The 25,861-nt window shown below is 71.0% G+C and carries 23 protein-coding genes; 15 read left to right on the forward strand and 8 right to left on the reverse strand.

Features of this window, described 5'->3' with window-relative positions:
- Positions 1 to 49 precede the first annotated feature (49 nt).
- Positions 50 to 934, forward strand: coding sequence for a hypothetical protein (locus tag NR798_RS00490; RefSeq protein WP_375769390.1), 885 nt, complete (start codon positions 50 to 52; stop codon positions 932 to 934).
- Between the two features lie 12 nt (positions 935 to 946).
- Here the strand turns inward: NR798_RS00490 and NR798_RS00495 are convergent, their stop codons facing one another.
- On the reverse strand, positions 947 to 1,507 hold the full coding sequence (locus NR798_RS00495; protein ID WP_375769391.1) for a hypothetical protein: 561 nt from the start codon (positions 1,505 to 1,507) through the stop codon (positions 947 to 949).
- A 187-nt stretch (positions 1,508 to 1,694) separates the two neighbouring features.
- Between NR798_RS00495 and NR798_RS00500 the strand changes: the two genes are divergently transcribed.
- Positions 1,695 to 2,780, forward strand: coding sequence for a glucose 1-dehydrogenase (locus tag NR798_RS00500; RefSeq protein ID WP_375769392.1), 1,086 nt, complete (start codon positions 1,695 to 1,697; stop codon positions 2,778 to 2,780).
- A 62-nt stretch (positions 2,781 to 2,842) separates the two neighbouring features.
- Here the strand turns inward: NR798_RS00500 and NR798_RS00505 are convergent, their stop codons facing one another.
- On the reverse strand, positions 2,843 to 3,343 hold the full coding sequence (locus tag NR798_RS00505; RefSeq protein ID WP_375769393.1) for a hypothetical protein: 501 nt from the start codon (positions 3,341 to 3,343) through the stop codon (positions 2,843 to 2,845).
- A gap of 285 nt (positions 3,344 to 3,628) precedes the next feature.
- Here NR798_RS00505 and NR798_RS00510 point away from each other — a divergent pair, with 285 nt between their 5' ends.
- The 6 genes from NR798_RS00510 to NR798_RS00535 all read left to right on the forward strand — a co-directional run bounded on the left by NR798_RS00510 (position 3,629) and on the right by NR798_RS00535 (position 12,652).
- On the forward strand, positions 3,629 to 4,270 hold the full coding sequence (locus NR798_RS00510; RefSeq protein ID WP_375769394.1) for a cyclase family protein: 642 nt from the start codon (positions 3,629 to 3,631) through the stop codon (positions 4,268 to 4,270).
- Between the two features lie 115 nt (positions 4,271 to 4,385).
- Complete coding sequence (locus NR798_RS00515) at positions 4,386 to 6,245, forward strand: glycoside hydrolase family 15 protein (RefSeq protein WP_375769395.1); 1,860 nt, start codon at positions 4,386 to 4,388, stop codon at positions 6,243 to 6,245.
- Positions 6,246 to 6,521: 276 nt separating this feature from the next.
- On the forward strand, positions 6,522 to 7,448 hold the full coding sequence (locus tag NR798_RS00520) for a TIGR04222 domain-containing membrane protein (protein WP_375769396.1): 927 nt from the start codon (positions 6,522 to 6,524) through the stop codon (positions 7,446 to 7,448).
- Complete coding sequence (locus NR798_RS00525; protein WP_375769397.1) at positions 7,445 to 8,281, forward strand: DUF692 family multinuclear iron-containing protein; 837 nt, start codon at positions 7,445 to 7,447, stop codon at positions 8,279 to 8,281. The genes NR798_RS00520 and NR798_RS00525 overlap by 4 nt, the downstream gene beginning before the upstream one ends.
- A complete protein-coding gene (locus tag NR798_RS00530; protein WP_375769398.1) occupies positions 8,278 to 8,769 on the forward strand; it encodes a hypothetical protein in 492 nt (163 codons plus the stop codon). Before NR798_RS00525 ends, NR798_RS00530 begins: the two co-directional genes overlap by 4 nt.
- A gap of 277 nt (positions 8,770 to 9,046) precedes the next feature.
- The gene (locus tag NR798_RS00535) at positions 9,047 to 12,652 is read left to right on the forward strand and encodes a hypothetical protein (protein ID WP_375769399.1); all 3,606 of its coding nucleotides are present in this window, start codon (positions 9,047 to 9,049) and stop codon (positions 12,650 to 12,652) included.
- Between the two features lie 109 nt (positions 12,653 to 12,761).
- Here the strand turns inward: NR798_RS00535 and NR798_RS00540 are convergent, their stop codons facing one another.
- From NR798_RS00540 to NR798_RS00565, 6 genes are all read right to left on the reverse strand, one after another.
- On the reverse strand, positions 12,762 to 13,631 hold the full coding sequence (locus NR798_RS00540) for an SDR family oxidoreductase (RefSeq protein ID WP_375769400.1): 870 nt from the start codon (positions 13,629 to 13,631) through the stop codon (positions 12,762 to 12,764).
- Positions 13,612 to 14,244, reverse strand: a complete 633-nt coding sequence (locus NR798_RS00545; protein ID WP_375769401.1) for a TetR/AcrR family transcriptional regulator — start codon at positions 14,242 to 14,244, stop codon at positions 13,612 to 13,614. The genes NR798_RS00540 and NR798_RS00545 overlap by 20 nt, the downstream gene beginning before the upstream one ends.
- Before the next feature lie 60 nt (positions 14,245 to 14,304).
- Positions 14,305 to 15,135 (reverse strand): alpha/beta fold hydrolase, encoded by an 831-nt coding sequence (locus NR798_RS00550; protein ID WP_375769402.1) that lies wholly within the window; start codon positions 15,133 to 15,135, stop codon positions 14,305 to 14,307.
- Positions 15,136 to 15,297: 162 nt separating this feature from the next.
- Positions 15,298 to 16,587, reverse strand: coding sequence for an adenylate/guanylate cyclase domain-containing protein (locus NR798_RS00555; protein ID WP_375769403.1), 1,290 nt, complete (start codon positions 16,585 to 16,587; stop codon positions 15,298 to 15,300).
- A gap of 43 nt (positions 16,588 to 16,630) precedes the next feature.
- The gene (locus tag NR798_RS00560) at positions 16,631 to 18,394 is read right to left on the reverse strand and encodes a hypothetical protein (RefSeq protein WP_375769404.1); all 1,764 of its coding nucleotides are present in this window, start codon (positions 18,392 to 18,394) and stop codon (positions 16,631 to 16,633) included.
- Positions 18,395 to 18,420: 26 nt separating this feature from the next.
- Entirely contained in the window at positions 18,421 to 18,936 is a 516-nt protein-coding gene (locus NR798_RS00565) for an SMI1/KNR4 family protein (protein ID WP_375769405.1), read from the reverse strand.
- 128 nt (positions 18,937 to 19,064) lie between these two features.
- Between NR798_RS00565 and NR798_RS00570 the strand changes: the two genes are divergently transcribed.
- The 7 genes from NR798_RS00570 to NR798_RS00600 all read left to right on the forward strand — a co-directional run bounded on the left by NR798_RS00570 (position 19,065) and on the right by NR798_RS00600 (position 25,861).
- Positions 19,065 to 20,090: a DUF2381 family protein gene (locus NR798_RS00570; protein WP_375769406.1), complete on the forward strand. Its 1,026-nt coding sequence runs from the start codon at positions 19,065 to 19,067 to the stop codon at positions 20,088 to 20,090.
- A gap of 164 nt (positions 20,091 to 20,254) precedes the next feature.
- Positions 20,255 to 21,217: a hypothetical protein gene (locus NR798_RS00575; RefSeq protein ID WP_375769407.1), complete on the forward strand. Its 963-nt coding sequence runs from the start codon at positions 20,255 to 20,257 to the stop codon at positions 21,215 to 21,217.
- 4 nt (positions 21,218 to 21,221) lie between these two features.
- Positions 21,222 to 21,818, forward strand: a complete 597-nt coding sequence (locus NR798_RS00580) for a hypothetical protein (protein ID WP_375769408.1) — start codon at positions 21,222 to 21,224, stop codon at positions 21,816 to 21,818.
- Positions 21,819 to 21,862: 44 nt separating this feature from the next.
- Positions 21,863 to 22,492, forward strand: a complete 630-nt coding sequence (locus tag NR798_RS00585; RefSeq protein WP_375769409.1) for a YdcF family protein — start codon at positions 21,863 to 21,865, stop codon at positions 22,490 to 22,492.
- Between the two features lie 125 nt (positions 22,493 to 22,617).
- Complete coding sequence (locus tag NR798_RS00590) at positions 22,618 to 23,538, forward strand: DUF2167 domain-containing protein (protein ID WP_375769410.1); 921 nt, start codon at positions 22,618 to 22,620, stop codon at positions 23,536 to 23,538.
- A gap of 31 nt (positions 23,539 to 23,569) precedes the next feature.
- Positions 23,570 to 24,730: an App1 family protein gene (locus tag NR798_RS00595; protein ID WP_375769411.1), complete on the forward strand. Its 1,161-nt coding sequence runs from the start codon at positions 23,570 to 23,572 to the stop codon at positions 24,728 to 24,730.
- Positions 24,731 to 24,871: 141 nt separating this feature from the next.
- Positions 24,872 to 25,861, forward strand: a complete 990-nt coding sequence (locus tag NR798_RS00600) for a hypothetical protein (RefSeq protein ID WP_375769412.1) — start codon at positions 24,872 to 24,874, stop codon at positions 25,859 to 25,861.

Raw genomic sequence — 25,861 nt, forward strand, 5'->3', positions numbered from 1 at the left:
CCGCCGTGCTCGTTTGACGGGCCGCCGTGCGCCCTGGCAGCCTTCACGTGTGATCGACCTCTTCACGCCCCTTTCTCCCGCCCAGAAGGAAGACTTCCAACGGCGCTACCTCGCCTACCTGCAAGGGCGCGATGGAGAGCCCCAGTGGCAGACGCACACGTTCTCGGTCCGCGAGGCGTTCTACCGCGACCTCGAGCAGCGGCCGGTGCGGCGCACCGGAGCGCCGGTGGTGCTCCAGGACGTGTTCAACCGCCACCATGAGCGGTACCGGCCCGAGGAGAAGCTCGATGAGCCCACGCTCTGGGCCCTGTGCGTGGCGAAGACCAACCGGGGCGAGCGCTTCGGCGTCGAGTACGCGCATCGGCTCGGCACGCTGGAGCGCGATGGCGACCCGGGCAATCCGAAGACGTACATCGGAATCGAGGAGTTCTATCACACGCGGATTCTGAGGGACGTGCTGCGGGTGATTGGCGTCGAGATGGAGATGCTCAATCCCAAGGCCAGCCAGCAGCTGCTCATCAAGGCGATGGCGCGGCTGCCGGAGTCGATGTCCCTGCCGTTGGTGCTCTGCGGGGAGATCTGCGGCGTGGCGTTCTTCCACCTGCTGCTGCACAAGGCGCGGGAGCTGTTCGGGGATCAGCCGGGGCCGCTGGCGCGCATCGAGGAACTGTTCGCGCAGATCATGGTGGACGAGGTGGGCCACGTGCACTTCGCGCGCAGCCGGCTCGATGGCACGAGCCTGGGCATCGCGAAGCGGCTGCTGCCGCTGGTGGCCCGGGGCCTCCTGGATGGAATGCCGGAGTACTACCAGCTGCTCGGGCGCGAGCGGCTGATGGAGGAGATCCTCCGCGCGGACGTGGACACCGCCGCCCTGCCGTACCCGGATCGATTCATCCCGTTCGACGCGGAGGCGCCGGTCCGGCCCGCGGCCTGAGCTGTTGGTGACCTACACCCCCGGAGCCGCGGCCTGGGCGCGCTCCTGGCGGCGGCGGCGCACGGCGCGCCAGGTGAGCCACAACCCGAGCAGCAGCACGAGCCCCGCCGCCACGATGAACATGAGGCCCATCCGGCTGGCCTGGTGCCGGTTGTCGTGCCACATGGCGAAGCCCGGTGCCTCGGGGTTCTGGTGGAAGCGGTTCACCGCGACGACGGTGCGGTTGGCCTCCCGCTCCTCGGCCATCCAGTGGTGGGACAGGGGAAACTCGCCGCGCGTGGTGACGAGCACCGGGCGGTAGATGTTCTGCTGCTCGCCCCGGGGGCTCCGGTCCCGCTCGACGCGGGCGCCCTCAATCTCCGCCAGCGTGAAGGTGAGGGGCTGCTCCTTGCTGAGCCAGCCGATGCGCGTGAGGGTGCAGGGCCCCCCGCGCTGGCACTGGAACTCGATGCGGGCCTTGGTGTCGAAGAACGCCAGCCCGAAGATGAAGAAGGGCACGGACAGCGCCAGGACGCTGATGGCGCCGATGAAGAGGGAGCGCGAGGGGGTGACGGAGGGCGCGGAATCGCTCACGGCCCCGTCATAAACCCGGTGCCGGGTGGGGAGCACGCGCAAACGCACGCCCGGCTCCGTTCACCGGTGCGCACCCCGCCCGCCCCGAGTGTCCACCACCGGGGCTCCGGGCCCGTTCCGGGCGCCAGTCCGGGTGCGCGCCGCGTCATTCCAGGGCATCGACGGGGACTCACGAGGAGGTGGCGCGATGAAGGCCGTGGCGATGTTCCCGAAGGGCCGCGAGGTGAAGGTCATCGACGTGCCCGAGCCGAAGCTGCGCTCGCCCACGCAGGTGCGGGTGCGCACGCTGGAGGTGGGCGTGTGTGGCACGGACAAGGAGGTGGTGGAGCAGAAGCACGGCAAGCCTCCCGAGGGGGAGGACCACCTCATCGTCGGGCACGAGTGTCTGGGCGAGGTGGTGGAGGTGGGCGAGCAGGTGAAGCACCTCGTGCCTGGAGAGCTGGTGGTGCCGCGGGTGCGCCGACCGTGCCCGCGGGCGGAGTGCGCGCCGTGCCGCGCGGGGTACTCGGACTTCTGCGTCACCGGCGAGTACACGGAGCGGGGCATTCAAGCGGCGCACGGCTTCTGCGCGGAGTACTTCGTGGAGGAGGCGCTCTACCTGCACAAGGTGCCGCGCGAGCTGCGGGCCGTGGCGGTGCTGACCGAGCCGCTCACCATCGCCGAGAAGGCGCTGCGCGAGGTGGCGCGCGTGCAGACACGCATGCCGTGGGAGAAGAAGGAGGGGGGCCGGGCGGTGGTGCTGGGGGCGGGGCCGGTGGGCCTGCTGGGCGGCATGGCGCTCATGCGCGCGGGCTTCCAGACGACGATGTACTCGCGCTCGCCCAAGCCCAACCCGAAGGCGGACATGTCCGAGTCGCTGGGCATGCCCTACGTGTCCTCCAAGCAGCACCGGGTGGAGGAGCTGGTGAAGCAGCGGGGGCGGGCGGACGTGGTGTACGAGGCGGCGGGCGTGGCCAGCGCGGGCTTCGAGCTGATGAAGGGGCTGGCCCCCAACGGCGTGTATGTCTTCACCGGCGTGCCCGGCAGCGAGGAGGGCGAGCTGGACGAGGGCGAGCTGATGAAGCAGTGGGTGATGAACAACCAGGTGGTGCTCGGCACGGTGAACGCGGCACCGGAGGACTTCGAGGCGGCGGTGGCGGACCTCGGCCGCTTCCGGACGAAGTGGCCCGGAGGACTGGAGCGGCTCATCACCGCCCGGCACGCCCCCGAGGACTACGCCGAGGTGGTGGCGGGCAAGAAGGGCAGCCACATCAAGGACGTCATCGTCTTCTGACCCCGTGCTGGCCTCACGGCCGCGGTGGCCGGGGGTTCCTCCCCCGCCCATCCGTACGTCCTTCATCCATCGAAATCCGCATCCGCCCGCACTCGTCCCAGCATGAGCAGGTGCAACTCATTGATGCGTGCAACGGCTTTGTCACCGCAGCTCATGTGGGTCAGGAGGATCTCGGCGGATTTGGTGAACCGGTGTCTGAGTTGAATGGTGTACGAGCGAAGCAGCCAGCTCGAAAAACCCTGGTGGTAGACCGCTGCGTCCAGGTCGCACCACTTCACGCCATAGACACCCTTCTTCCAGGGGAGGACTCCGCTTTGGACCCAAACACCATCGCCATCACAATACAGGGAATAGCTGCGCAGCAACAGGATGGCATACACGTAGATGGCGAGAAAGCATGAGGCGATCAGGGAGATGCCAATGCTGCGCGATGCCAGGACGGCCATCCCGATGAGCACCAGCAATACTCCCCAGCCACATGTCGTCATGAGGTAGGCAGCCCAGGATTTCCTGGCCAGGATTTCGACAGGGAACGGAGGTTGCCCGAATCCGTTTTGCTTCATGCCATCCCCCCTCGTGGCGGTGTGGAAGCCTTCAGCCCATGCCACGGGGAGTGACGCTAATGGCCATAAAAAGCTTTGCAATGCGCGGCGGCTTCCTCTGTTGGCCGTGGCACAGGTCCGCGGTCGCTCCTCGCCACCGGCCGGCCCGGTGATTCGCTTCCACCATCTTTTCCCGGCGGTGAGAATCGGGTGACACTGCGTAGGTCCCCTCGCCCCTTGGGAGAGGGCTAGGGTGAGGGTCTCTCAACCCCAGCGGACACCCGTGTCCCGAAGAGGAGGAAGCACATGGAGGGAGCCTGGCTGGACATCTCGGTGCCGTTCGGTGAGGAGCCACCGCCGGAGGGCCAGGGTGAGGCACCGAGGGCGGAGCTCCCGGAGAGCTCGGCGCAGCAGGCCGAGTGGCTCAAGCGGGCGGCGTGGATGGGGACGTACGTGACGGCGCCGCCGAGCCTCGAGTTGGATTTGGAGGACATGGAGCGGCTGCCGCTGAGCGCCACGGTGGGCAAGGCGCGGGTGCTGCACCTGGACGACGTGGACTGCATCCGGGCGGACTCGCTGGCCGACTACGAGCCGAGGCCGGGAGAGCGGTTGCTCTTGCGCACGCGCAACTCGCAGCGCGAGTGGTGGAAGCGGCCGCACGGCGAGGACTTCGTGCGGCTGTCGGACGCGGCGGCGCGGCTGCTGGTGGAGCGCCAGGTGGCGTGCGTGGGCGTGGACTACGTGTCGCGCTCGGGCTTCCACACGGACGGCCTGGCCGTGCACCAGATGCTGCGCGAGGCCGGAGTGTGGATCATCGAGGGCCTGGACCTGACGGACGTGAAGGTGGGCATGCACGAGCTGGTGTGCCTGCCGCTCAACGTGAAGGCCGAGTGGGGCTCGCCGGCCCGGGCGCTGGTGCGGGCGCTGCGCGGCACGGCGGGGGAGTAGCCGGGCGGGCGGAGGCTGTCCTCCAGGTCCACACGGTACCGCCGGTTCATACATCTCCTCAATGACGCGGGGCCGCCGGGGTGAAGCCGGGGCCCGGACGCGCGGAGGAGTCCGTATGAATGGGCAGAAGACGTCCCGCTCTCCGGCCATCGAGGACCACGGCGTCATCGGAGACCTGCGCACGGTCGCCCTGGTGGCGACGGACGGGACGATCGACTGGCTGTGCTTCCCCCACTTCGACAGCCCGAGCGTCTTCGCGGCCCTGTTGGATCCGGAGAAGGGCGGGCACTTCCGCATTGCCCCGGAGGTGGACGGAGAGCGGGTGGTGCACAAGCAGTTCTACTGGCCGGACAGCAACGTGCTGGTGACGCGCTTCTACTCCCCGGACGGCGTGGGCGAGCTGGTGGACTTCATGCCCATGGGGCACGCGGGCGCGGGCCGGGTGCGCGAGGTGGTGCGGCGCATCCGCGTGGTGCGCGGCGAGCTGGCCTTCCGGGTGGAGTGCGCGCCGGCCTTCAACTACGGGCGGGACGCGCACCAGGTTCGGCTGCTGCACGGCGGGGCGAGCTTCCTGTCGGAGAAGCTGAAGCTGACGCTGGTGACGTCGGTGCCGCTGGAGACGGACGGGCGGCGCGTGAGCGGGCGCTTCACGCTGCACGAGGGCCAGTCGGCGGTGTTCGGCCTGCGCGAGGGGGCGCCGGACTCGTGCCATGACACGGTGATGGGGCACGAGGCCTCGGAGGTGCTCTTCCGCGGCACGGTGGACTACTGGCGGCACTGGGTGGCGGGGTGCAGCTACACCGGGCGCTGGCGCGAGGTGGTGCAGCGCTCGGCGCTGGCGCTCAAGCTGATGACGTTCGAGCCCTCGGGGGCGATTGTGGCGGCGCCCACGTGCAGCCTGCCCGAGTCCCCGGGCGGCGTGCGCAACTGGGACTACCGCTACGTGTGGATTCGCGACGCGGCCTTCACGGTGTACGCGCTGTTGCGCATCGGCTTCCGCAAGGAGGCGGGCGCCTTCATGCGCTGGCTGGAGGCACGCATCGCCGCGCTGCCCGAGGGCGAGCCGCTGCCCCTCATGTATGCGTTGGATGGGAGCGAGGTGCCCAAGGAGCAGGAGCTGTTGCACCTGTCGGGGTACGGGGGCGCGAGGCCGGTGCGCATCGGCAACGGGGCGGCGCACCAGCTGCAATTGGATATCTACGGCGAGCTGATGGACTCGGTGTACCTGTACAACAAATACGGGGCACCCATCTCGTATGACTTCTGGAGGCACCTGCGGCGGCTGGTGGACTGGGTGTGCGTCCACTGGAGGGACAAGGACGAGAGCATCTGGGAGGTGAGGGCGGGGCAGCAGAACTTCGTGTACTCGAAGATGATGTGCTGGGTGGCGTTGGACCGGGCCATCCGGCTGGCGGACAAGCGCAGCCTGCCGGCGGACCGGGCGCGGTGGCTGCAGACGCGCGATCTCATTTTCGAGGAGATCATGCAGAAGGGGTGGTGCGCGAAGCGGGGCGCGTTCATCCAGTCGTACGAGACGATGGCGCTGGACGCGGCGAACCTGCTGATGCCGCTGGTGTTCTTCCTGTCGCCGGTGGACCCGAGGATGCTGTCGATGCTGGACCTGCTGCGCAAGCCGCCGGCGCAGGGAGGGCTGACGTCGGACGGGCTGGTGTTCCGCTACGACGCGGAGGCGACGGAGGACGGGGTATCGAGGGGGCGGGAGGGCACGTTCAACCTGTGCACCTTCTGGCTGGTGGAGGCGATGACGCGGGCGAGCGTGACGCGGCCGGATCTGCTGGACGAGGCGCGGCTGACGTTCGAGCGGATGCTGGGCTACGCGAACCACGTGGGGCTGTACGCGGAGCAGACGGGGCCCTCGGGAGAGGCGCTGGGCAACTTCCCGCAGGCGCTCACGCACCTGTCGCTCATCAGCGCGGCGTACAACCTGGACCGGGCCCTGGGCCACCGGGACTGAGAGAGCCCCGCCGCCCCACAGCACGAATCCCAGGAACACATCCCCCGCACCCATCCCCTCGCCCTCCGGGAGAGGGACAGGGTGAGGGTGCCACGTACCCCAGGCTGCCCCCGTGTGCGCTTGCCCGGGTCCCGTGAGATGCTCCGGGCCCGCGCGTCACCGGTCCGCCCCAAGCCAGTCACGGAGATGTCACATGAGGTGCCGTCACCTCCGGCTGTTCTCCCTTCAAAGGGAAGCGAGACCCGAAGAAGGGCGCAAGCCCGAAGGAGGGATGTCGTGAACCCGTTGGATTGGAGTGGTGAGCAGTTCCTGAGTGCCTACGTGCCGTTCGTCGTGGTGCTGCTGCTCCTGGCGAAGGTGTGGCAGTCCTCGTTGAACCAGCCGTCGGATGAGCCGCTGAGGGCGGAGCTGAAGCTGGACCCGTACCATGTGGCGGCGCTGCAGCATCGCGAGTCCGCCGTGAGGGCCGCGGTGACGGCGCTGGTGCATGCCGGGGCGGTGCGCGTGGAGAATGGAGCGCTGGAGGCGGTGGGCAAGCTGCCCGCGGGCGTGGTGCCCTTCGAGCGCGCGGTGCACGTGGCGGTGGCCGGACCGGTGAGGGACGTGGCGGCGCTGAACGGGGCGGTGGCCCGGGAGCTCGACGAGCTGGAGGTGGGGCTTCGCCGCCGGGGCTTCCTGATGAATCCCGAGGTGGCCTCCCGGTGCGGCACGTACCCGAAGCTCCTCTTCTTCGGAGCGGCGCTGGGGCTGGGGGTGCTGAAGCTGGGAATGGGGATCTCACGAGGCAGGCCGGTGGGGTTCCTGGTGGTGCTGCTCTGCATCGCCACGGTGATGGGCTTCTGGCTGCTGGGGGGCGCGCCCCGGCGCACGCGCAAGGGGGACAAGGCGCTGGCGAAGCTCCGGGCGGACAACGAGGCGCTGCGGACGACGGCGAAGGCGGATGGGGCCTGGGGGACGATGAGCAGTGGGAGCGTGGCGATGGCGGTGGCGCTCTTCGGCACGGGGCTGCTGGCGGCCTCGGGGATGGGGGACCTGCGCGACTACCTGATGCCGCCGGGCAGTGGGGGAGGAGGCGTGGACACCGACTTCGGTGGCGACAGCGGGGGCAGTGACAGCGGGGGCGGTGACAGCGGAGGAGGAGACGGGGGAAGCAGCTGCGGCGGCGGAGGCTGCGGCGGTTGTGGTGGAGGAGGCGGGGATTGAAGCTGCCCGCGGGGGTGGGGCTGGGGTGGAGGAGGCAGTTGGCGCACTACCTCGACGAGACGCAGGGGGTGGACTTCGTGGAGGTGCTGGCCGAGCACCTGAATCCGAAGGGCCCGCTGCCGGAGCCGCTGAAGCGGTTGAAGGAGCGAGGGGTGCCGGTGGTGTTGCACGCGGTGTCACTGGGGCTGGGGAGCGCGGAGCCGCCGGAGCGCAGGAGGCTGGACGAGCTGGCGCGGCTGGCCGAGCGGTTGGGCGCGGTGTGTGTGAGCGAGCACCTGGCCTTCGTGCGAGCGGGGGGCGTGGAGAGCGGGCACCTGCTGCCGCTGCCGCGCACGGAGGAGATGCTGGAGGTGCTGGCGGAGAACGTGCGGCAGGCCGAGGAGGCGCTGCCGGTGCCGCTGGCGCTGGAGAACGTGGCGAGCCTCTTCGAGTGGCCGGACGCGGCGATGTCCGAGGCGCGGTGGCTGGCGGGGGTGCTGGAGCGGACGGGGGCTCGGGTGCTGTTGGACGTGGCCAACCTGTACGCGAACACGCTCAACCACGGGACGGACGCGCGGGAGGTGTTGGAGGCGGTGCCTCGGGAGCGGCTGGCCTACGTGCACGTGGCGGGAGGGGTGAAGCGGGGGGGCCTGTACCACGACACGCACGCGCACGCGGTGCCCGAGGGCCCTCGGGTGTTGCTGGAGCAGCTGGTGGCGCGGGTGGGGCCGGTGCCGGCGCTGCTCGAGTGGGATGACCATTTCCCGGCGCCGGAGGTGCTCGGCGCGGAGCTGGAGGCGATGAGGGCGGCGCTGGCGCGAGGCGTGGCGCGGTGGGAGGGCGGGGCTCCATGAGCGCGCGCGAGAGATTGGCGAAGGCGCAGGCGGAGCTGGCCCGCGCGCTGGGGATGGGAGCGCCGGTGCCCGCGGGCTTCGACGCGGAGCGGGTGGGCGCGGCGGCCGAGGCGCTGGGGAGGAAGCGCCGGAGGCTGGTGCAGCGGACGTGGCCGGTGTTGGCGGCGGCGTTGGGAGGGGGCTTCGCCGGGAGCTTCGACGCCTGGGCGCGGGAGAATCCCTTGCTGGGAGTGGAGCCGAATCCGCTGGCGGATGGACGGCGCTTCGCGGGGAGCCTGCGAGCGGCGGGTGCCTTCCCAGCGGAAGCGGAGGAGGAGTGGCTCGCCTTCGAGCTGCGCTGGCGGCTGACGGACGAGGGAGGCGTGGTGGCGCGGCGGGGCGTGGTGCTGAAGCTGGCCCGGGTGGGCAGGGCGGGGCGGAGGGTGCTGGCTGCGAGGCTGCCCGGCGGCAGGATCCTCCAATGGCGTCTTCCGGGCCGGGATCCGTGAAGCAGTCTCGTGCGCGGACAAGCGATTGCACCAGGAGGACACCTTCCCTGAGGACATTTCCCCTCGCCCTCTGGGAGAGGGACGGGGTGAGGGTGTCGAGCTTCCCAGGTTGCCCCGGTGTCTCGGTTCCCTTCGAAGCAGCCCAGGCATTGAAGTATTGGCGGGAGGGCACCTGGCACTGGGATGTGGATGAGGACCCTGGCGAGCCCGCCCGCCCGCCACCCGTCCAGCCTGCGTGAGGCCCCTGCCCGAGGCCCGTGGCTGCTAAGCTGGCACCGTGCGGAACGAGCCCCTCGTGGCCAACCCCTCCCTCCCCGACACCCGGCCCTACCGGGGCCTGCTGGCCTTCGAGCCGGAGCACCGCCGCTTCTTCTTCGGGCGCGGTGAGCTGGAGCGCGAGCTGGTGCTGCGCGTCCGGGCGTCCATGGGCGGCTGGGGCTCGCGCTTCCAGGTGGTGGTGGGCGCCTCGGGCAGCGGCAAGTCCTCGCTGGTGCTCGCCGGGCTGGTGCCCCGGTTGCACGAGGACGCACGCGACCCCTGGGACACCGTCGTGCTGCGGCCCGGCGAGGCCGGCGCCCCCCGGATGCTCGAGGTGGAGGAGGGCCCGGGCCGCTTCGGCTCGCTCGGCAGGCTGCGCGCGCTGCTCTCCGGGCTCCATCGCCAGGGGGGGACGCCCTCGGGCCAGGGGGCCACCGTCGCCGAGGTCCTCCGCGAGGCGAAGCTGCTGCGCGAGGCCCGGCCGGAGCGGTGGCGGCTGGTGGTGGTGGATCAGCTCGAGGAGCTCTTCACCCAGGTGCCTGGCGTGGAGGAGCGCGAGGCCCTCCTGCGGGCGCTGTGGCGGCTGGCGCACACCCCGGAGGTGCGGGTGGTGGTGGTGGCCACGCTGCGGGTGGACGCGCTCGGACGCTGCGAGCACGTGCGGGTGGACCACCAGGGCCCGCAGCTGGAGTCGGTGGTGTACGCGGCGGCGCACCGGCTCTTCGTGGGCCCGCTGCCAGCCGAGCGGCTCGCCGACGTCATCGAGGGCCCCGCGCGGGTGGTGGGGCTGGAGCTGGAGCCGGGCCTGGTGGAGGCGCTGCGGCGGGACGTGGAGCAGGAGCCCGGAGCGCTCCCGCTGCTGCAGCACGCGTTGGATCAACTGTGGGAGCGGCGCTCGGGCCACCGGCTGACGCGGGCGGCGTACGAGGAGCTGGGCGGGGTGGCGGGGGCGATGGCGCGCACGGGGGACCGGCTCTACGAGTCGCTGTCCGAGGCCGAGCGGCACCAGGCGCGCCGGCTGCTGGTGCGGCTGGTGGACCTGCGCGAGGAGATGAGCCCGCACGCGCGGCGCGAGGAGTCGAAGCTGCTGCGCCCGGAGCGCGAGGACGAGGCGGCGGCCTTCGACGCGGTGGTGGAGAAGCTGGTGCGGCACCGGCTGCTGGTGCGGGGCGCGGACGGAGGACAGCCGCCGGAGCCATGGCTGCGGCTGGCGCACGAGGCATTGCTGCGCCGCTGGGGCCGGCTGGTGGAGTGGGTGCGGGAGGACCGGAAGCGGGAGCCGCGGGCGCGCGAGGCGGAGGCGCGGGAGCGGGAGCGCACCCGGTACGCGAGGGACGTGGCGCGGGTGCTCCAGGCGAGGCGGCTGCTCGAGTGGGACCTGGCGCTGGCGGTGCTGGTGCTGCGCGAGGTGGCGGAGCCGGAGCGGACGCCGGAGTGGCACCCGAGTGTGCTCGAGGCGCTGCACCGGGGCGCGATGCAGCCCGGGGTGCTCGCGGGGCATGAGGGGCGGGTGGAGCTCGCGGCGTTCAGCGCGGACGGCGAGCGGGTGCTCACGGCCTCGGCGGATGGGACGGCGCGGGTGTGGAGGGCGGACGGCACGGGCGAGCCGGTGGTGCTCGCGGGGCATGAAGGAGGCGTGTGGTCGGCGGAGCTGAGCGCGGACGGCGCGCGGGTGCTCACCACGTCGCAGGAGGGGCGGGTGCGGGTGTGGAGGGCGGACGGCACGGGCGAGCCGGTGGTGCTCGCGGCGCACGAGGAGCGGGTCTGTCCCGCGGAGTTCAGCCCGGACGGGCAGCGGGTGCTCAGCGTGTCCGAGGACGGCACGGTGCGGGTGGGGCTGGCGGATGGCACGGGCGAGCCCGTGATGCTCCGGGGCCATGCGGGACGGGTGACGAGCGCGGAGTTCAGCGCGGACGGTGAGCGGGTGCTCACGGCCTCCGAGGACGGGACGGCGCGGGTGTGGAGGGCGGACGGCGTGGGCCGGCCGGTGGTGCTCCGGGGCCACGGGGGCGCGGTGTGCTCGGCGGCGTTCAGCGCGGATGGGCAGTCGGTGGTGACGGCGTCGGAGGACGGGGCGGCGCGGGTGTGGAGGGCGGACGGCAGCGGGGAGCCCGTGGTGCTCGCGGGCCACGAGGGCGCCGTGGTGTGCGCGGCCTTCGCCCCGGACGGTGAGCGGGTGGTGACGGCGTCGGAGGATGGGACGGCGCGAGTGTGGAGGGCGGACGGCGCGGGCGAGCCGGTGGTGCTCGCGGGCCACGCGGCGGCGGTGGCGAGCGCGGTGTTCAGCGCGGACGGGCAGCGGGTGCTGACGGCTTCCGAGGACGGGACGGCGCGGGTGTGGAGGGCGGAGGGCACGGGCGAGCCGCTCGTGCTGCGGGGCCACGTGGCGGAGGTGCGCTCCGCGGAGTTCAGCCCGGACGGGCAGCGGGTGCTGACGGCGTCCGAGGACGGGACGGCGCGGGTGTGGAATGGCCTCGGGGAGCCGGTGGTGCTCGCGGGCCACGAGGGCGCGGTGGCGAGCGCGGAGTTCAGCCCGGACGGGCAGCGGGTGCTGACGGCGTCGGAGGACGGGGCGGTGCGGGTGTGGAGGGCGGACGGCACGGGCGAGCCGGTGGTGCTCGCGGGCCCCGAGGGAGAGGTGGGCGCGGGGGCCTTCAGTCCGGAGGGCGAGCGGGTGGTGACGGCCTCGCGGGCGGGGACGGTGCGGGTGTGGAGGGCGGATGGCACGGGAGAGCCCGTGGTGCTGCAGGGGTACCTGGCGGTGCTGTGGCCCGCGAAGCTCAGCGCGGACGGGCAGCGGGTGCTCACCAAGTCCCAGGAGGGGGCGGTGCGGGTGTGGCGGGTGGACGGCACGGGTGGGCCCGTGGTGCTCCGGGGGCATGAGGAAGAGGTGTGGTCCGCGGAGTTCAGCGCGGACGGGCAGCGGGTGCTCACCCGGTCGCAGGATGGGACGGCGCGAGTGTGGCGGGTGGAGGCAGAGGGATCGCCGGTGGTGCTCGGGGGCCATGCGGGAGGCGTGAGGGCCGCGGAGTTCAGCGCGGACCGCCGGCAGGTGGTCACCGTGGCGGAGGACGGGACGGTGCGGGTGTGGAGCGCGGAGGGCACCGGCGAGCCGCGGGTACTCGCGGGCCCGGAGGCGGAGGTGGAGCTCGCGGCCTTCAGCGCGGACGGGCAGCGGGTGCTCACGGCGTCACGGGACGGGACGGTGCGGGTGTGGAGGGCGGAAGGCACCGGCGAGCCGGTGGTGCTCCGGGGCCATGAAGGACGGGTGGAGCGCGCGGCGTTCAGCGCGGACGGCGAGCGGGTGCTCACGGCGTCGGAGGACGGGACAGTGCGGGTGTGGCGGGCGGACGGCACCGGAGAGCCGCTCGTGCTCGGAGGGCCAGACGGAAGGATGGAGCGCGCGGCGTTCAGCGCGGATGGCGAGCGGGTGCTCTCGGTGGCGGAGGACGGGACGGTGCGCCTGTGGACGGTGGGAACCGCCCGGCTCCAGGCCCTGCTGCGCGAGGCCGTCTCGGGCTGCCTGACGCCGGAGCAGCGCGAGCGCTACCTGCTCGAGACGCCCGAGGAGGCACGGGTGGGTTATGAGCAGTGCGAGCGGGCCGGGCGACTCGCTCCAGCGTGAGGTGAGCACCTTCTGGCCGCGCGGCGTGCCAACTGGTCCGATAGTCGGACCAGTTGCTCCCGAGCGCGGCCGGATCCTCCCCAGCGGATGCCGCCGAGGCGGGCCCGCGTCACATCCAGCAGGCCTTGTGGTCCTGGATGAACTGGCGCATCGAAATGGGCGCCCGCCCCAGCAATGTCTGGGTTTCAGGCGTCACGGTGCCGGCGAGCCCCAGCCGGCACACGGTGTAGATGCCTGTCATCACCGCGATGAAGGCGGCGGGCTGCTTTCGCTGGTACCAGCGCGCGGCGAAGCGCAGGGCCCCGGGCTCCGGGTAGCGGATGGGCCGGCCGAGCACCTCGGTGAAGAGCGCGGCCACCTCGGCGTAGGTGAGGGCCTCGGAGCCGGTGAGCTCGTACGCCTTGCCCTCGTGCCCGTCCTCCAGCAGCGTCCGGGCGGCCACGGCGGCGATGTCGCGCGCGTCGATGAAGCCCGTGCGCCCCTGGCCCGCGGGGACGAAGAGCTCCCCGTGCTCGCGGATGTCGTCGCGGTGCGTGGTGCTCAGGTTCTGCATGAAGAAGCTGGGGCGCAGGAAGGTGTGGGGCACCCCGGCCTCCAGGATGAAGCGCTCCACCTGGGCGTGGGGCACCACCGTGTTCTTCTCCACCCCGAGCAGCGACAGGAAGACGACGTGCCGCACGCCCGCGTCCCTCGCCGCGCGCACCACCGGCCGCATGTGCCGCCGCACGTCCGAGATGGCGGGCGGCCGCAGGAGGAACACCTTTTCCACCCCCTCCAGCGTGGGAGCGTGGGTGGACGGATCCTCGAAGTCGAAGCGCACCGCCTTCGCTCCCGCAGGAGCCCGGCTGCCCTCTCGCGAGGCCACGAGCACCCGCGCGCCCGCCGCCACCAGGTGCTCCACCAGCGGCGCGCCCACGTTGCCCGAGGCGCCCGTGACGAGCACCCGCGGGCCCTTCGGCTCAGCCGTTGTGCTTCCCATCGCTCTTGCCCTTCGCGACCGTCCCCGGCGCCACCCCGCGCCAGAAGATGTCCACCATGCGATCCAACCAGGGATCCTCGGCCTCCGTCGGGACGCGCTGGTTCGTCACGTGGGCCAGGAAGTAGCGGTGCTGCAGGCCCGCCAGGAAGAGGCTGGCCATCACGTTGGGGTCCCCCTCGCGCATCCGGCCCTGCTCCTGGGCCCGGCGGAACCAGCCCGCCATCGCGATGCTGGCGCGCACGGGGGCGGGGATCTCCTTGTTCTCGCCCCGCCACTCCTCGGGGGTGATGCCCGCCTCGCGCATCACCGCGAAGGCCGGTACCATCTCCCGGAAGAAGGCGTCGATGGCGCCCGCCAGCTCGCGGATCTGCACCATCGGCTCGCGCGCGTCCGGCCCCGCCTCCAGCAGGTGCAGCCACGGCGGGGGCTTCCCGATGGAGAACGCCGCCTTGAGCAACTCCCGCTTGCTGCCGAAGCGCTTGAGCAGCGCCGGTCCCGACACCCCCAGACGCGCGGCGATGGCGTCCGTGCTCACCGAGGCTCCGTGCTCGATGAAACACGCCCTCGCCGCTACCAGAATCTCCTCGTCCAGGACCTGTCGGGGCCGCGCCATGACTCCACTCACTGATTGGTTAGCTAGTGCTAACTAACTAACTCCCCGACGGGGGTGGAATCAAGTGGGCGAAGGAGCCAACCCACCAGGACGGGTGACGAGCGCCGAGTCGAGGAACCGGCCGATGCGGGCGGCCATCTCCTCGGGGAGCTCCATCATGGGGAAGTGGCTGCGTGCGGGGAGCTTCTGCACCTGGAACCAGGGGTGGGAGGAGGCGAACGAGCGCTGGGCCTCCAGCCAGGCGCTGTCGTCGGGCTGGGCGTAGAGGTGGAGGGTGGGCACGGGCGGCGAGAGGGTGGCGAGCGCCTGCAGCGGGCTGCCGTGCTGGGCGTACACCTTCTCCACCTCCCGCCCGGCGCGCTTCCACATGTCCTCGCCGAAGGAGCCCATGTCGTCGCGGACGAAGCGGATGACGTCCGGCGAGCTGACGCCCTGCAGCCAGAGGGAGAAGAGCCCGTCGCGGGCCTGCTTCCACTGGGGCGACTGCAGCGCCTTGAGGGCCTGGAGGAAGGGCGGAGGCGGTTCCAGCACGAGCCAGTCCAGCAGCACCACGGCGGGGATGCGCGGGCCGAGCTGGCGCCGCAGCTCGAGGGCCCACCAGCCGCCGTGGGAGAGGGCCACGGGCACCACCTGGCGCGCGCCGCTGGCCTCGATGACGGCGCGCAGGCTGTCCACCACGGTGGCGTTGCCGAAGTCGGGGCCGGGCAGCTGCGACTCGCCGTGGCCGGGCAGGTCCACCACGAGCGCCCGGTGGAGGATGGAGCTCCACGGGACGAGTTTGCGGAACACCTCGCGGCTGGTGCACCAGCCGGGAATGAAGAGCAGGGTGGGCTCCCCCTGTCCCACGTCGTCATAACGGATGCGAGCCCCACCCACGCGTGTCTCGGCCATGTGCGTCTCCCCCCGGCGGCCCAGTCCCAACCCCTCGCCGCCATGGGGGGCAGTCATGCTCCGGGCGGGCCCCTGGAGGACAGGGGACGGCGGTGCGGTAGGGCTGTTGGCTGCGCGGCACTCGGGGCCGGAGTGTGTCCGGGGAGACGTGTCCAGGACGTCTCAGGCGGCCTGACGCGAGCCGGGCTCGGCCACGCCGAACACCTCGAGCTGCTGCACCCGGCCCTTCACCACATGGGCGCCGAGCGGCTCGAAGGCGCCGTCCTCCCCGAGGGCCTCGCGGCACTCGCGGGTGAGGAGCAGGGAGCGGCCCAGCACCTTGGTGAGATCCTGCACCCGCGAGGCGGTGTTCACCGTGTCGCCGATGACGGTGTACTCCTGGCGCTGGGCGCCGCCCACGTTGCCCACCACGGCCTCGCCGCGGTGCAGGCCCACGCCGATGCGCAGGCCGGGGAACTCGCCCTGCTCGCGCATGCGCGAGGCCTCGGCGAGCATCTCGCGCGCGGCGGCCAGGGCCCGGCGCGTGTCGTCCGGCTGGTGCGTGGGCGCGCCGAAGACGATGAGCATCCCATCCCCGAGGAACTTGTTCACCAGCCCGCCGTGGGCCGCGACGATCTCACACATGCGCCCGAAGTAGAGGTTGAGCAGGCGCAGCGTCTCCTCGGGAGGCTGGGACTCGGCGAGCCGGGTGAAGCCGCGGATGTCGGTGAAGCAGACGGTGACGGCGCGGCGCTCGCCACCCTCGGGCATGCGGCCGGAGAGCAGGTGCTCCATGACCTGCTCGCTCACGTGCATGCCCAGCAGGCCGCGCACGCGCTCGCGCTCGACGGCGCTCTCGGTGAGGCGCAGCAGCAGCGCGCGCATGGAGCCGCTGGCCACCATGCCGAGCGCCCCCATGGTGACGAGGAAGATGGCCTTGGCGAGGGTGACGTAGAAGTCATACGCGCCCGTGGCGAGCATCTCCGGGGAGGCGGCGGGGCGCAGGACGAAGTGGATGACGGCGACGAGCTGGGCCGCGGCGGCGAGGCCCGCGAAGAGACACAGGCGGGGCTGGAGCCGGGGCGTGGCCGCGGCGACGCCCACGGCGTAGAGGGCGGGCCCGCCGGCGGACAGGGCGAAGACGGGGCCGTTGACGCGTAAATCCAGCAGGGCGACGACGGTGCCCATGGACACGTCCACGAGCGAGGAGGCGTAGCGCATCCACGGGCGGAAGCGGCCGGTGCGCAGCAGCAGCGAGACGCAGGAGTACCAGAGGAGGTAGCCCACGGTGGCGCAGAGGATGATGGCGGGAATCTGCGAGCCGGAGAAGAAGGCGACGAGCACCAGCACGGTGGCGATGAAGCCGGCGGTGGTGGCGACGTGGGCCACGCGCGACTCCATGAGCCGGACGGCATCCCCGAGGACGGCGTCGAAGCCGTCGGGGGCGGGGCTGGAGCGGAGGGAGGCGCGCATGCGGAGGGCAGGATAGCGCCTGGAGGAGAAACGCGTCAGGGCATCAGCGTGGGGGGGCGGAGCCCACGGCCGCATCCAGCTCGGCCTGGAAGGCGCGGTGGCGGCGGAAGCTCTCCCGGAAACCGGCGAGCAGCAGGTTGCCGCGTGCCTGCTCGCCGTGCAGCCAGAGGACCTCGGCGCTCGCGGCGAGCAGCATGGCGGCCTTGGCGTAGCTGCGCCGGTGCTGGCGGCTGACGATGGTGCTCGCGCGCTTGCGGGCGATCTCCAGACACCACTCGCGCAGCCGCTCCCGCTCGGCGGGCTCCAGGGCGAAGGCGGGGAGGGCCTCGGCGTAGGCGCGGGCGAGCCGCTCGCGGAGGGCCTCGTCATGACGCGCGCCGCCCGAGTACCAGTCGCCGGCCTGGGTGCCGGACTCGAGCGCCTGGCGCCAGAGCCCGTCCACGTTGCGGGGCAGCCGGCCGAGGGGCTGGCCCGATAGGAGCACGAGGAAGGCGGGCACCACGAGGCTCTGGGGGTTGTCGCCATACGTCCAGCCGAGCGCGCTCTCCTTGGCGGCGAGCGCGTGAGCGGCCTCCCAGTCATGAGCGAGCAGCCAGGCATGGGCGAGCAGCCGGCGGTCGGCATGCGCGGGGACCTCGAGGCTGTCGCCGGAGTCGGGGAGGGCGGCCATGGAGCCCGAGGGGGCGCGGGGTTGCTGGAGGACGGTCTCGAGGTGGCGGGCGGCCTGGAGGAGGAGGGGAGCGCGCTCGGGCTCGGAGGGGAGGGGGTCGCGGAGGTCGAGGAGGCGGGAGAGGGTGGGTTGGGAGACGAAGGCCTCCCAGCGGGCGGAGCGCACGGTGTCGGGCTGGCCGAGGCGCTCGGCGGCGGAGGCGAGGAAGCGGGCGACGGCGGCGCGCAGGGGGAGGGCGGGGGGCAGCACCGCGAGGGCCTCGCGGGCGGTGGTGAGCACGGCGTCTGGAGGGCCCTCGCGCTCGAGGGCGGCGAGGAGGTCCACGAAGGCGCGGGCGTGGCGGGAGGGCTCGGAGAAGGCGAGCTCGCGCAGCCCGCGCGTGCCCTGGGAGAGGCGGGTGGCCTCGCGCAGCCAGGCCTCGGCGTCGGGGCCTTCCTGGTGGCGGAGGAGGGCGAGCCAGTCTCGCAGGAAGACGTCGGACTCGGGGAGGGACTCGGAGGAGATGTCGAGCCACTCCTGCACGAGGGGACGGGGCCCGCGGGGAAGGAGCTGGCGCATCCAGCGCATCTGCTCGAGGAGGACGGGGGCGCGCTGCTCGGGGGGCGTGGTGACGTAGAGGGCGCGGAGGTAGCGGGCGCGGGCCTCGGGGAAGTCCACATGGGAGAGGTGCTCGGGGCGGAGGCCGCGGCCGCGCTCGTCCTGGAATTCGAGCAGGGAGAACAGGGCGCGGTAGGCGTCGCGGGCGATCGGGTACTGGCCGCGCTCGGAGGCCTCCTGGGCACGCTGGAAGAGAGCGGTGAGGGGCGCGAGGAGCTCGGCGTAGGGCCCGAGGACATCGTTCTCGGTCCAGAAGTCCTCCCAGTCCTTGGCCTTCTCTGAGAGGGATTGGGCCAGCTCGGTGATGTCCTCGAGCAGCGCGTGCGGGTGGAGCGCGGCCTGGGAGTGGGGGTCCGAGGGCGCGTGGAGGGATTGAAGGAAGGCGAGCCGCTCGGAGGGCCGGACGCGGCTGGCGAGGAGGCGGAGGAGGGCGCGCAGCTCCTCGGGGGAACAGTGGGCCAGCCGCGCCTCGACGGCCTCACGGAAGTCCTTGAGGGGCAGCTTCTCCGACGGGGGATGGGACAGGTCGACTCCAGCCATAGGTAGCCAGAATATGACCTCGGCGGTCATGTGCTGCCAACCCGGGTTGCTCGGCTGGGTGCCCAGCCCTTGGCCAGCCAATAGACGCGGCCGTCGCTGTCCAGGGCGCGCTCGAGGAAGTCGGAGAAGGACGAGGCGATCCGCGTGCAGCCGGGAGAGCCGGGCCTCGACTCCCGGGAGCAATCGAAGACGGGGTGGAGGCCTTGCTCGGTGCGGCTCACGTCGATGGCGGCGTAGTCCCCGTCCTGGACGGAGCAGAGGACGAACCAGGAAGCCGGCCCGTACGCGTCCGTATCCCCGCCGCTCCCGAAGAGGGCTACCCGGGCTCGGACGATTTCCGGCAGGGACAACAGGCGATAGGGAGCATCCGGCCGGCGGAACAGCGCGGCGCCATTGGCGCGCAGATAGAAGGCGCGCAGCTCCTCATCCAGGTGCCAGCCCATGCGCGTCTCGAAGCGCTGGAGCTGCTCGGGCGAGGCCGGGGGATTGGGGAAGTGGCTGCGGCGTATCGCTTCGACGAACCGGTCGATGGACAGGGGCATGGGGACGCAGTCTACGGACCCGGAGGTGATTTCGCGAGTCACCTGTGCGGAGGTGACCGGGCAAGTCGAGCAGTCCTTGCCCGGGCGGGCGGGCTCCTCTACCCTGCGGCCCTCCCCATGGAGTCCGCGTGCGCCCACGTCCCTGGTCCGTCCTGCTCTGGGTCCTCCTCCTGTCCACGGCGGCGGCAGCACGGCAGACGCGGCAGGGGACCGTGCTCGTCGCGGGAGAGCCGGGGGGAGCGCCGCCCGTGCTGTACGTGGCCGCGCGGCTGTCCACGCTGGTGGACTTCGAGGGTCTGCTCGAACCCCGTGTGGCGCTGACCCCCGAGCTGGGCGAGCGCGTGGGAGTGCTTCCGGTGGGAGCGCGCTCCCTGGTGGTGGTGCCCGTGCGCGACCTGGCGCGGGGAGAGCGCGTGCTGTTGCCGGTGACGGGGCGGACGGAGCGCAGCGAGCCCCGCACGGTGACGCTGGCGCTCGTCACCCGGAAGGACGAGGTGGACCTGCAGGCCCAGGTGTCCCTCATGCCGCGCGAGCCCCAGCGGGCGGGTGACGCGGAAGGGGGAACCCTCTTGTCCCTCATCGAACCGCCCCTGAGAATCCTCCTGGTTCAACCCGGGAGAGGACGAATGGCAGGCTCGCTGGCGGCATGGTTCCCACGTCTGGTGGTACTCGTGGGCGTGCTGTTGTGGGGAGCGGGCGGATTGACCGGCTGCGCCACGGGCCGCAACACCGTCACCGGTCGAATCACCCCGGCTTACTTCGAGTTCACGACGGTCGTGGAGAAGTCGGGGCCGGAGGATGAACCGGGCGGGTGGAGGGCGGTCTGTATCCACGCCCGAATCACCATGGGGGAATCGGGCGCCACGCACATCTGCAAGTTCGAGGTGGGGATGCCACTGCATAACGAGCACCAAGGAGAAATCTCCCTACAGGATGCCCAGGACGCAGCGGCGGCCATGGCCAACCGGGCCATGTACAAGATCCTTTCGGAAGCGGCTCAGGGAGAGATGCTCTTCACCCATTGCAAGAACTTCAAGACGCTCTACAACTTGATGCTCAAGGAGAAAATCTACGGTGCCGAAGTAGGCGCGTGTATGAGAAAGGGCGTGAAGACAGTTCACTTCAATGAGCCCTACCACTGTGACCATGAATGACGCGACGGCTGTTCCATGCGCGTGATTGATTGAGGAAGATGAGTCAGACCTACAAGGGCCTCACGCAACCGCTTCCCATCGGCGCCGTCGGACCCGACGGAAGGAAGCGCCCCATTCAGCTCTTTCCAAAGGTCGGTGACCCGAAGCTGGGGATCGTTCGCGGATTGAGAGCATTCGAGTTGTATCTACCGCTCTTCTTCAAGAAGGGGCGCGGCAGCGACCTCCTGACTCCAGAGCTGGGCACTACCCTTCACGCACTTCTCGAAACAGAGGACGAGCAACAACGCGCTGAAATCGTCCGCCGGGTGGCGCATGAGGAAATCCCGGAGACCTTTGGCAAGTACCTCGAGGCCCTCCGCTCCTTCGACGTCACCGTGCACCCCGAGACGCGCACGATGCGGGTGTCCCTGGAGCTGAAGCCTCACGGAGCCGGGTGGGGGTCCTGGAGCTTCGAGCTGAACTTTTCTCCGCAAGAGGCCGGCAGGAGCCAGGAGCCGCCCAGGCCTCGTCCGAGCCCCGAGGCCATGAATGACCCCCGGACGGCGGAGCTCATCGGCGTTGCGCGGCACTACTACCCGGCGGGCTATCCTCTCTGGGAGGACGATGACGAGGAGCCCGAACCCGCCCATTGGCGGACGCCCGAGTTCCAACGGTGGCGTGAGCTGCGGCAGAAGACGTGGGACGAGTGGGATGATTTGCTGCGGAGTGTGCGGTCCGCTTTCCCCGGGCTCCATGTCTCTGATGTGACGTATCCCTCGGCGGATGCCTGCTCCCGCTGTTGCGTGTACCTGAAGCAGCCGCTGCCAGATGGCGGACGGGTCGTGACTCGGGTGGTGGGGGCCGTCTCCATCCTCGCGCCGCTGTACCTCGTCTACGTGACCACGGAAACGATGCGTCCCGGCGACACCGTGGCCCGGCCGCCACCCGACTTCTCCCCCACCGGGGAGGCCAGGTCCGCCGCGGACACTCTCGTCCGGCTCATCGAGCAGGTGTTCGGCTACCGCCCCTTCCCGCTGGAGCTGGCCGACGTTCCCCTGCCGGACCTCCGGATCGATTCGCTGCACGAGCCCGCCACGCTCCTCGGGGCCCTCTTCGCGGACCGGGGCACGCTGGCAAACCTGCCCTGAGCCCATGTCCATTTCAGCGGAACACCTGCTTTCGATTGTCCGGAGCTACTGGCGTTCGGACCATGAGTTCGATGGCAAGCTGGAACGGAGCCCTGAGCTGGAGAGGTTCCAGGCGTTGTGGAAACAAAAGCTCGAGAAGATCGATGAATGGTGGGTGCTCCATGACGAGCTCCGAGCGGCGTTGCCGCACTTGAAGATCGGGGATGCCACGGCCACCGTTGATGCCTGTTCCCGCTGTCTCTTGTATGCGGAGCAGCAGCTCGTGCCGGAAGACCCGGAGGATGAGCGGCGGTCGCGCTGCTGGGCCGTTGTCGGCTGCGTCAGCATTCTGGCGCCTGTCTATACGGTCTATGGCGTGCAGTACGACTACAAGGGGAGGCAATGGATCGACCGGAGGGTCTTCTTCGAGCCGTTGCCACCCGAGATGCGGGCTCCCGCGGAGGTCGTGGCCAGGAAGCTCGAGGCGCTGTTCGGGGTCGAGGCCCTTCCTCGCGAGATCGCCGAGACCCGAATCCCGCTGATCGTCGAGCGGCAGGAGCCGCCTCATACCACCCTCTTTCATGCGCTCTTCACGAGCGAGCCCGAAAGCGTGCCTTTGTAGCGGGGCCCCGGACACGCGGCCTCTAATGGCGTAGCCTGCACCCAATGCCTCCGCTTGCTCTCCGGAAGGGGCCGGGTGCCTTCCGCAAATGGCTCTTCGTGGGCCTGGGTGTGGCCACCTTCGGCCTCTCTGGCACGGCCTTCGTGGTGCACCACTTCGGCCAGCGCGAGCGCGCCGTCCCCGCTGACATCCTCGTAGTGCTCGGCGCCCGCGTGCTCCCCGGCGGCGAGCCCTCTTCCGCCCTTCGCGCCCGCATCGAGAAGGCCGTCGAGCTCTACCACCAGGGCCTCGCTCCCCGGCTCCTCTTCTCCGGCGGCGTCGGCCTCCACCCTCCCTCCGAGGCCCGCGTCATGCGCGACCTCGCCGTGCGCCTCGGCGTCCCCCCCGAGGCCTGTCTCCTCGAGGAACAGAGCCACTCCACCGAGCAGAACGCCCGCTTCTCCTCGGACCTGCTGCGCTCGCTCGGCGCCCGGCGCGTGGTCGTCGTCTCCGATCCCTACCACCTCCTGCGCGCCCGCCAGTACTTCCGGCTCCACGGCTTCGAGGTGGCCACCAGCCCCGCCCTCCTCACCGAGCGCAACATGTACCTCATGGACCGCCTCTACTGGACCGTGCGCGAGGCCGCCGCGCTCCTGCTCCATCCCCACGTCCTCTTCGCCCGCAGGCCCGTCTGAGCCTCACTCCCGGTGCGGCGGCTCCCTCCCTCCGTCCTCCCGGGGGGGATGGTTGTGCGCGCGCGCCCCGAGCGGCTATACCGCACCGCCATCTCCCCGCTGTCTTCATGAAGAGAGGCCTCGCGATGCGAATCGCCTGGAGTTGGACCGTTGCCGCCGTGCTCGTGCCCCTGCTGGTCTGGGCCGCCCCCAATCCCTCGCAGAGCGCCGAGGCCGCCGAGCCCGAGCCGGTTGCCTTCAACTGGCAGCCCGGTCCCCAGAAGGTGGAGCTCGGCCACGAGCTCACCCTGGACCTGCCCGCCGAGCATGTCTTCCTCGCGAAGGCCGAGGCCATGAAGCTGCTGGAGATGAACGGCTCCTTCTACAACGACAACGTCCTGGGCGTGGTGGCCTCCAAGGAGGAGAACGCTTCCTGGGTCGTCATCGTCCGCTACGAGGACGAGGGCTACATCAAGGATGACGAGGAGATCGACGCCGGCGAGCTCCTCACCTCCATCAAGGAGGGCACCGAGGAGGCCAACAAGGAGCGCGTGGAGCGCGGCTTCTCGGCCCTGCACGTGAAGGACTGGACCGAGAAGCCGCACTACGACAAGAGCCGCCACCACCTCGTCTGGGCGCTGGATGCCGTGTCCGACAATGGCACCTCGGTGAACTACAGCACGCGCGTGCTGGGCCGCCGCGGCTACGTGTCCATGAACCTGGTGGTGGACCCGGTGGGCCTGGCCGGCAGCAAGCCGCACATCGAGAAGCTGCTCGCGAGCACCCGCTTCAACTCCGGCGCCCGCTACGAGGACTTCCAGGAGGGCACCGACAAGGTGGCCGAGTTCGGCCTCGCCGGCCTGGTGCTCGGGGGCGCCGGCATGGGCGCCGCCAAGCTGGCCAAGGTGGGCATCCTCGCCAAGATGGGCAAGTTCCTCCTGGCCATCCTCATCGCCGGCAAGAAGGCCGTCGTCCCCCTGCTGGTGGCGGTGGGCGCCCTCTTCTCCAAGCTCTTCGGTGGGAAGAAGACGGAAGAGGCCCCTCCCTCCTCCAATCCGGGCGAGTAGTCCTCCGGGCCGCTGGTAGACTCCAGCGGCCATGTCCCGGAAGCCTCCACATCCCCTCGTCCGGCTCGCCTTCCACGTCGAGCACAACGTCGAAGCCTGGGGCTGGCGTGTCCGGCGCAAGCTGGGGCTGGCGCGTCCGCCGCGCATCCTGCCCTACCGCGGGTACGGCACCGCCCGGCAGTCCGTCATCAAGGCGCGCGTGCTGGAGAACCGGCATGTGCGCCCGCCCTGGCGGCGCCACACGCTGCTGGGCAGCGCCATCGCCTCGTGGAAGCGCTACAACACGGTGGAGATTCCCCGGGCGCGCGTGCTGGCGCGCTGGGGCGAGCACCGCTGGGAGGGCACCACCGACGAGGAGGGTTTCCTCGAGCTCTGGGTGGAGCCTCCCCCCGAGGCGAAGGCCGGGTGGAACGAGGTGGAGCTGGAGCTGCTCTCGCCCTCGCCCCAGGGGGTGGAGCGGGTGCGCGCCCCCGTGCTGCTGGCCGGCCCCGAGGCCCAGTTCGGCGTCATCAGCGACATCGACGACACCGTCATCGTCACCAACGTCACCAACTTCCTCAAGCGCGCCTGGACGCTCTTCCTCACCGAGCACCGCACGCGCCTGCCCTTCGAGGGCGTGGATGCCTTCTACGAGGCGCTCCACCAGGGCAGCACCGGCGCGGCCGTCAATCCCATCTTCTATGTCTCCTCCAGCCCGTGGAACCTCTACGAGCACCTGGACGAGTTCCTCGGGCTGCACCGGATTCCCGCCGGGCCGCTGCTGTTGCGCGACTGGGGGCTGAGCCGCACCGGTTTCGCGCCCGGCGGCGGGCACGGGCACAAGCTGGAGAAGATCCGCGGCCTCATGGGCACGCTGGACTCGCTGCCCTTCATCCTCATCGGCGACAGCGGGCAGGAGGACGCCGAGCACTACCGCACCATCGTCCGCGAGTTCCCCGGCCGCATCCGCTGCGTCTACATCCGCAACGTGTGGCACCGCCCGGGGCGGGAGAAGGAGCTGGCCTTCATCGCCGCGGACATCCGCGCCGCCGGCAGCGAGATGCTCACCGTGGACGACACCGTGACGGCCGCCCGCCACGCCGCGAGCCAGGGGTGGATCCGCTGGCAGGAGGTGGCCGAGGTCCAGGCCCACCAGGCCGAGGACGTCCAGGCCCGCACCCTGCTCGACAAGCTGGACCGCGAGCACGGCTGAGCCTCGCGTCAGGCCTCGGGGGCGGGGGCTGCCGGCCGATGGGAGGAGCTTCCAGCATCAGGGTGTTTCTCCCATGTTGCTTGAATTCCATGAATCCCCGTGTCACATCCATCCTCCCCCCCAACCCCGAGGACGATGATGATGGCTCGCGAGTGGATGAAGGCCTTGCTGGTGCTGCCGATGGCCGTGCTGGCCGCCTGTGGTGACGTGGCCGGGACGGAGCAGGTGGAGCAGCTGGGAGAGAGCGCCCAGGGCGTGCTGTACGCGCCGCCGCCGCCGGCCAGCGGCAACATCCTGGACTCCACCACGTACCTGGGTCCGGTGGCCCTGGGCAGCGCGGTGCAGACGTACTTCACCACCAATCCCCAGTACTACTCGTTCACGGTGCAGGTGCCGGCCAGCTCGCAGATCATCCTCGAGGTGACGCACGCGGGCAGCTCCATGTACCTGGACACGGGCCTCTTCGTGTACGGGCCGAAGAACGCGTCCGGCAGCTACGGCACCACGGTGCTGGCCCAGGACGACGACGCCGGCTACGGCCAGCTGAGCAAGCTGCCCGCGGTGAACGTGGTGCAGGGCGGCGAGTACCTCGTGGTGGTGAGCTCGGGCAACGGCTCGGGCAAGCAGTTCCGGCTGCAGACCAACTGCGTGGCGGGCGCGTGCGTGTCTTCGTCGCTGCCTCCGGCTCCCTCGGGCTACCAGCTCACGCTGACGGAGCAGGCCATCACCTCGCAGCTGAGCGCGACGTTGGCCACCGGCGAGGCCGAGCGGGACTGGACGACGGCCTCGGTGCGCCGGTTCGACTTCGCCTGGCCGTACTCGGGTGAGGCCAGCCTGGCCCAGGCGGATGCCGCGGTGCTGGGCTTCCAGGAGTACCAGGACTACGGCTACTTCGCGGGCACCGCGCTCACCTATCCCCAGCTCAATGACTATCTGTACTCGGAGTTCCAGCCGCTGCACCCGCAAATCCTCTCCACCTATGGCAATGGGTGGGAGAACGTGCAGGTGATGACGCACTACTACTCGCGCGCGGTGGCGCCGGGCGCGGATGGCTGGTTCCGCCTCAACGTCATCCTCTTCCCGCAGTCGAAGAAGATCATCGTGCTCGAGCAGATCGGCTACGAGACCTGA

This window comes from Archangium gephyra (assembly GCF_042230915.1).
GTDB lineage: Bacteria > Myxococcota > Myxococcia > Myxococcales > Myxococcaceae > Archangium > Archangium gephyra_B.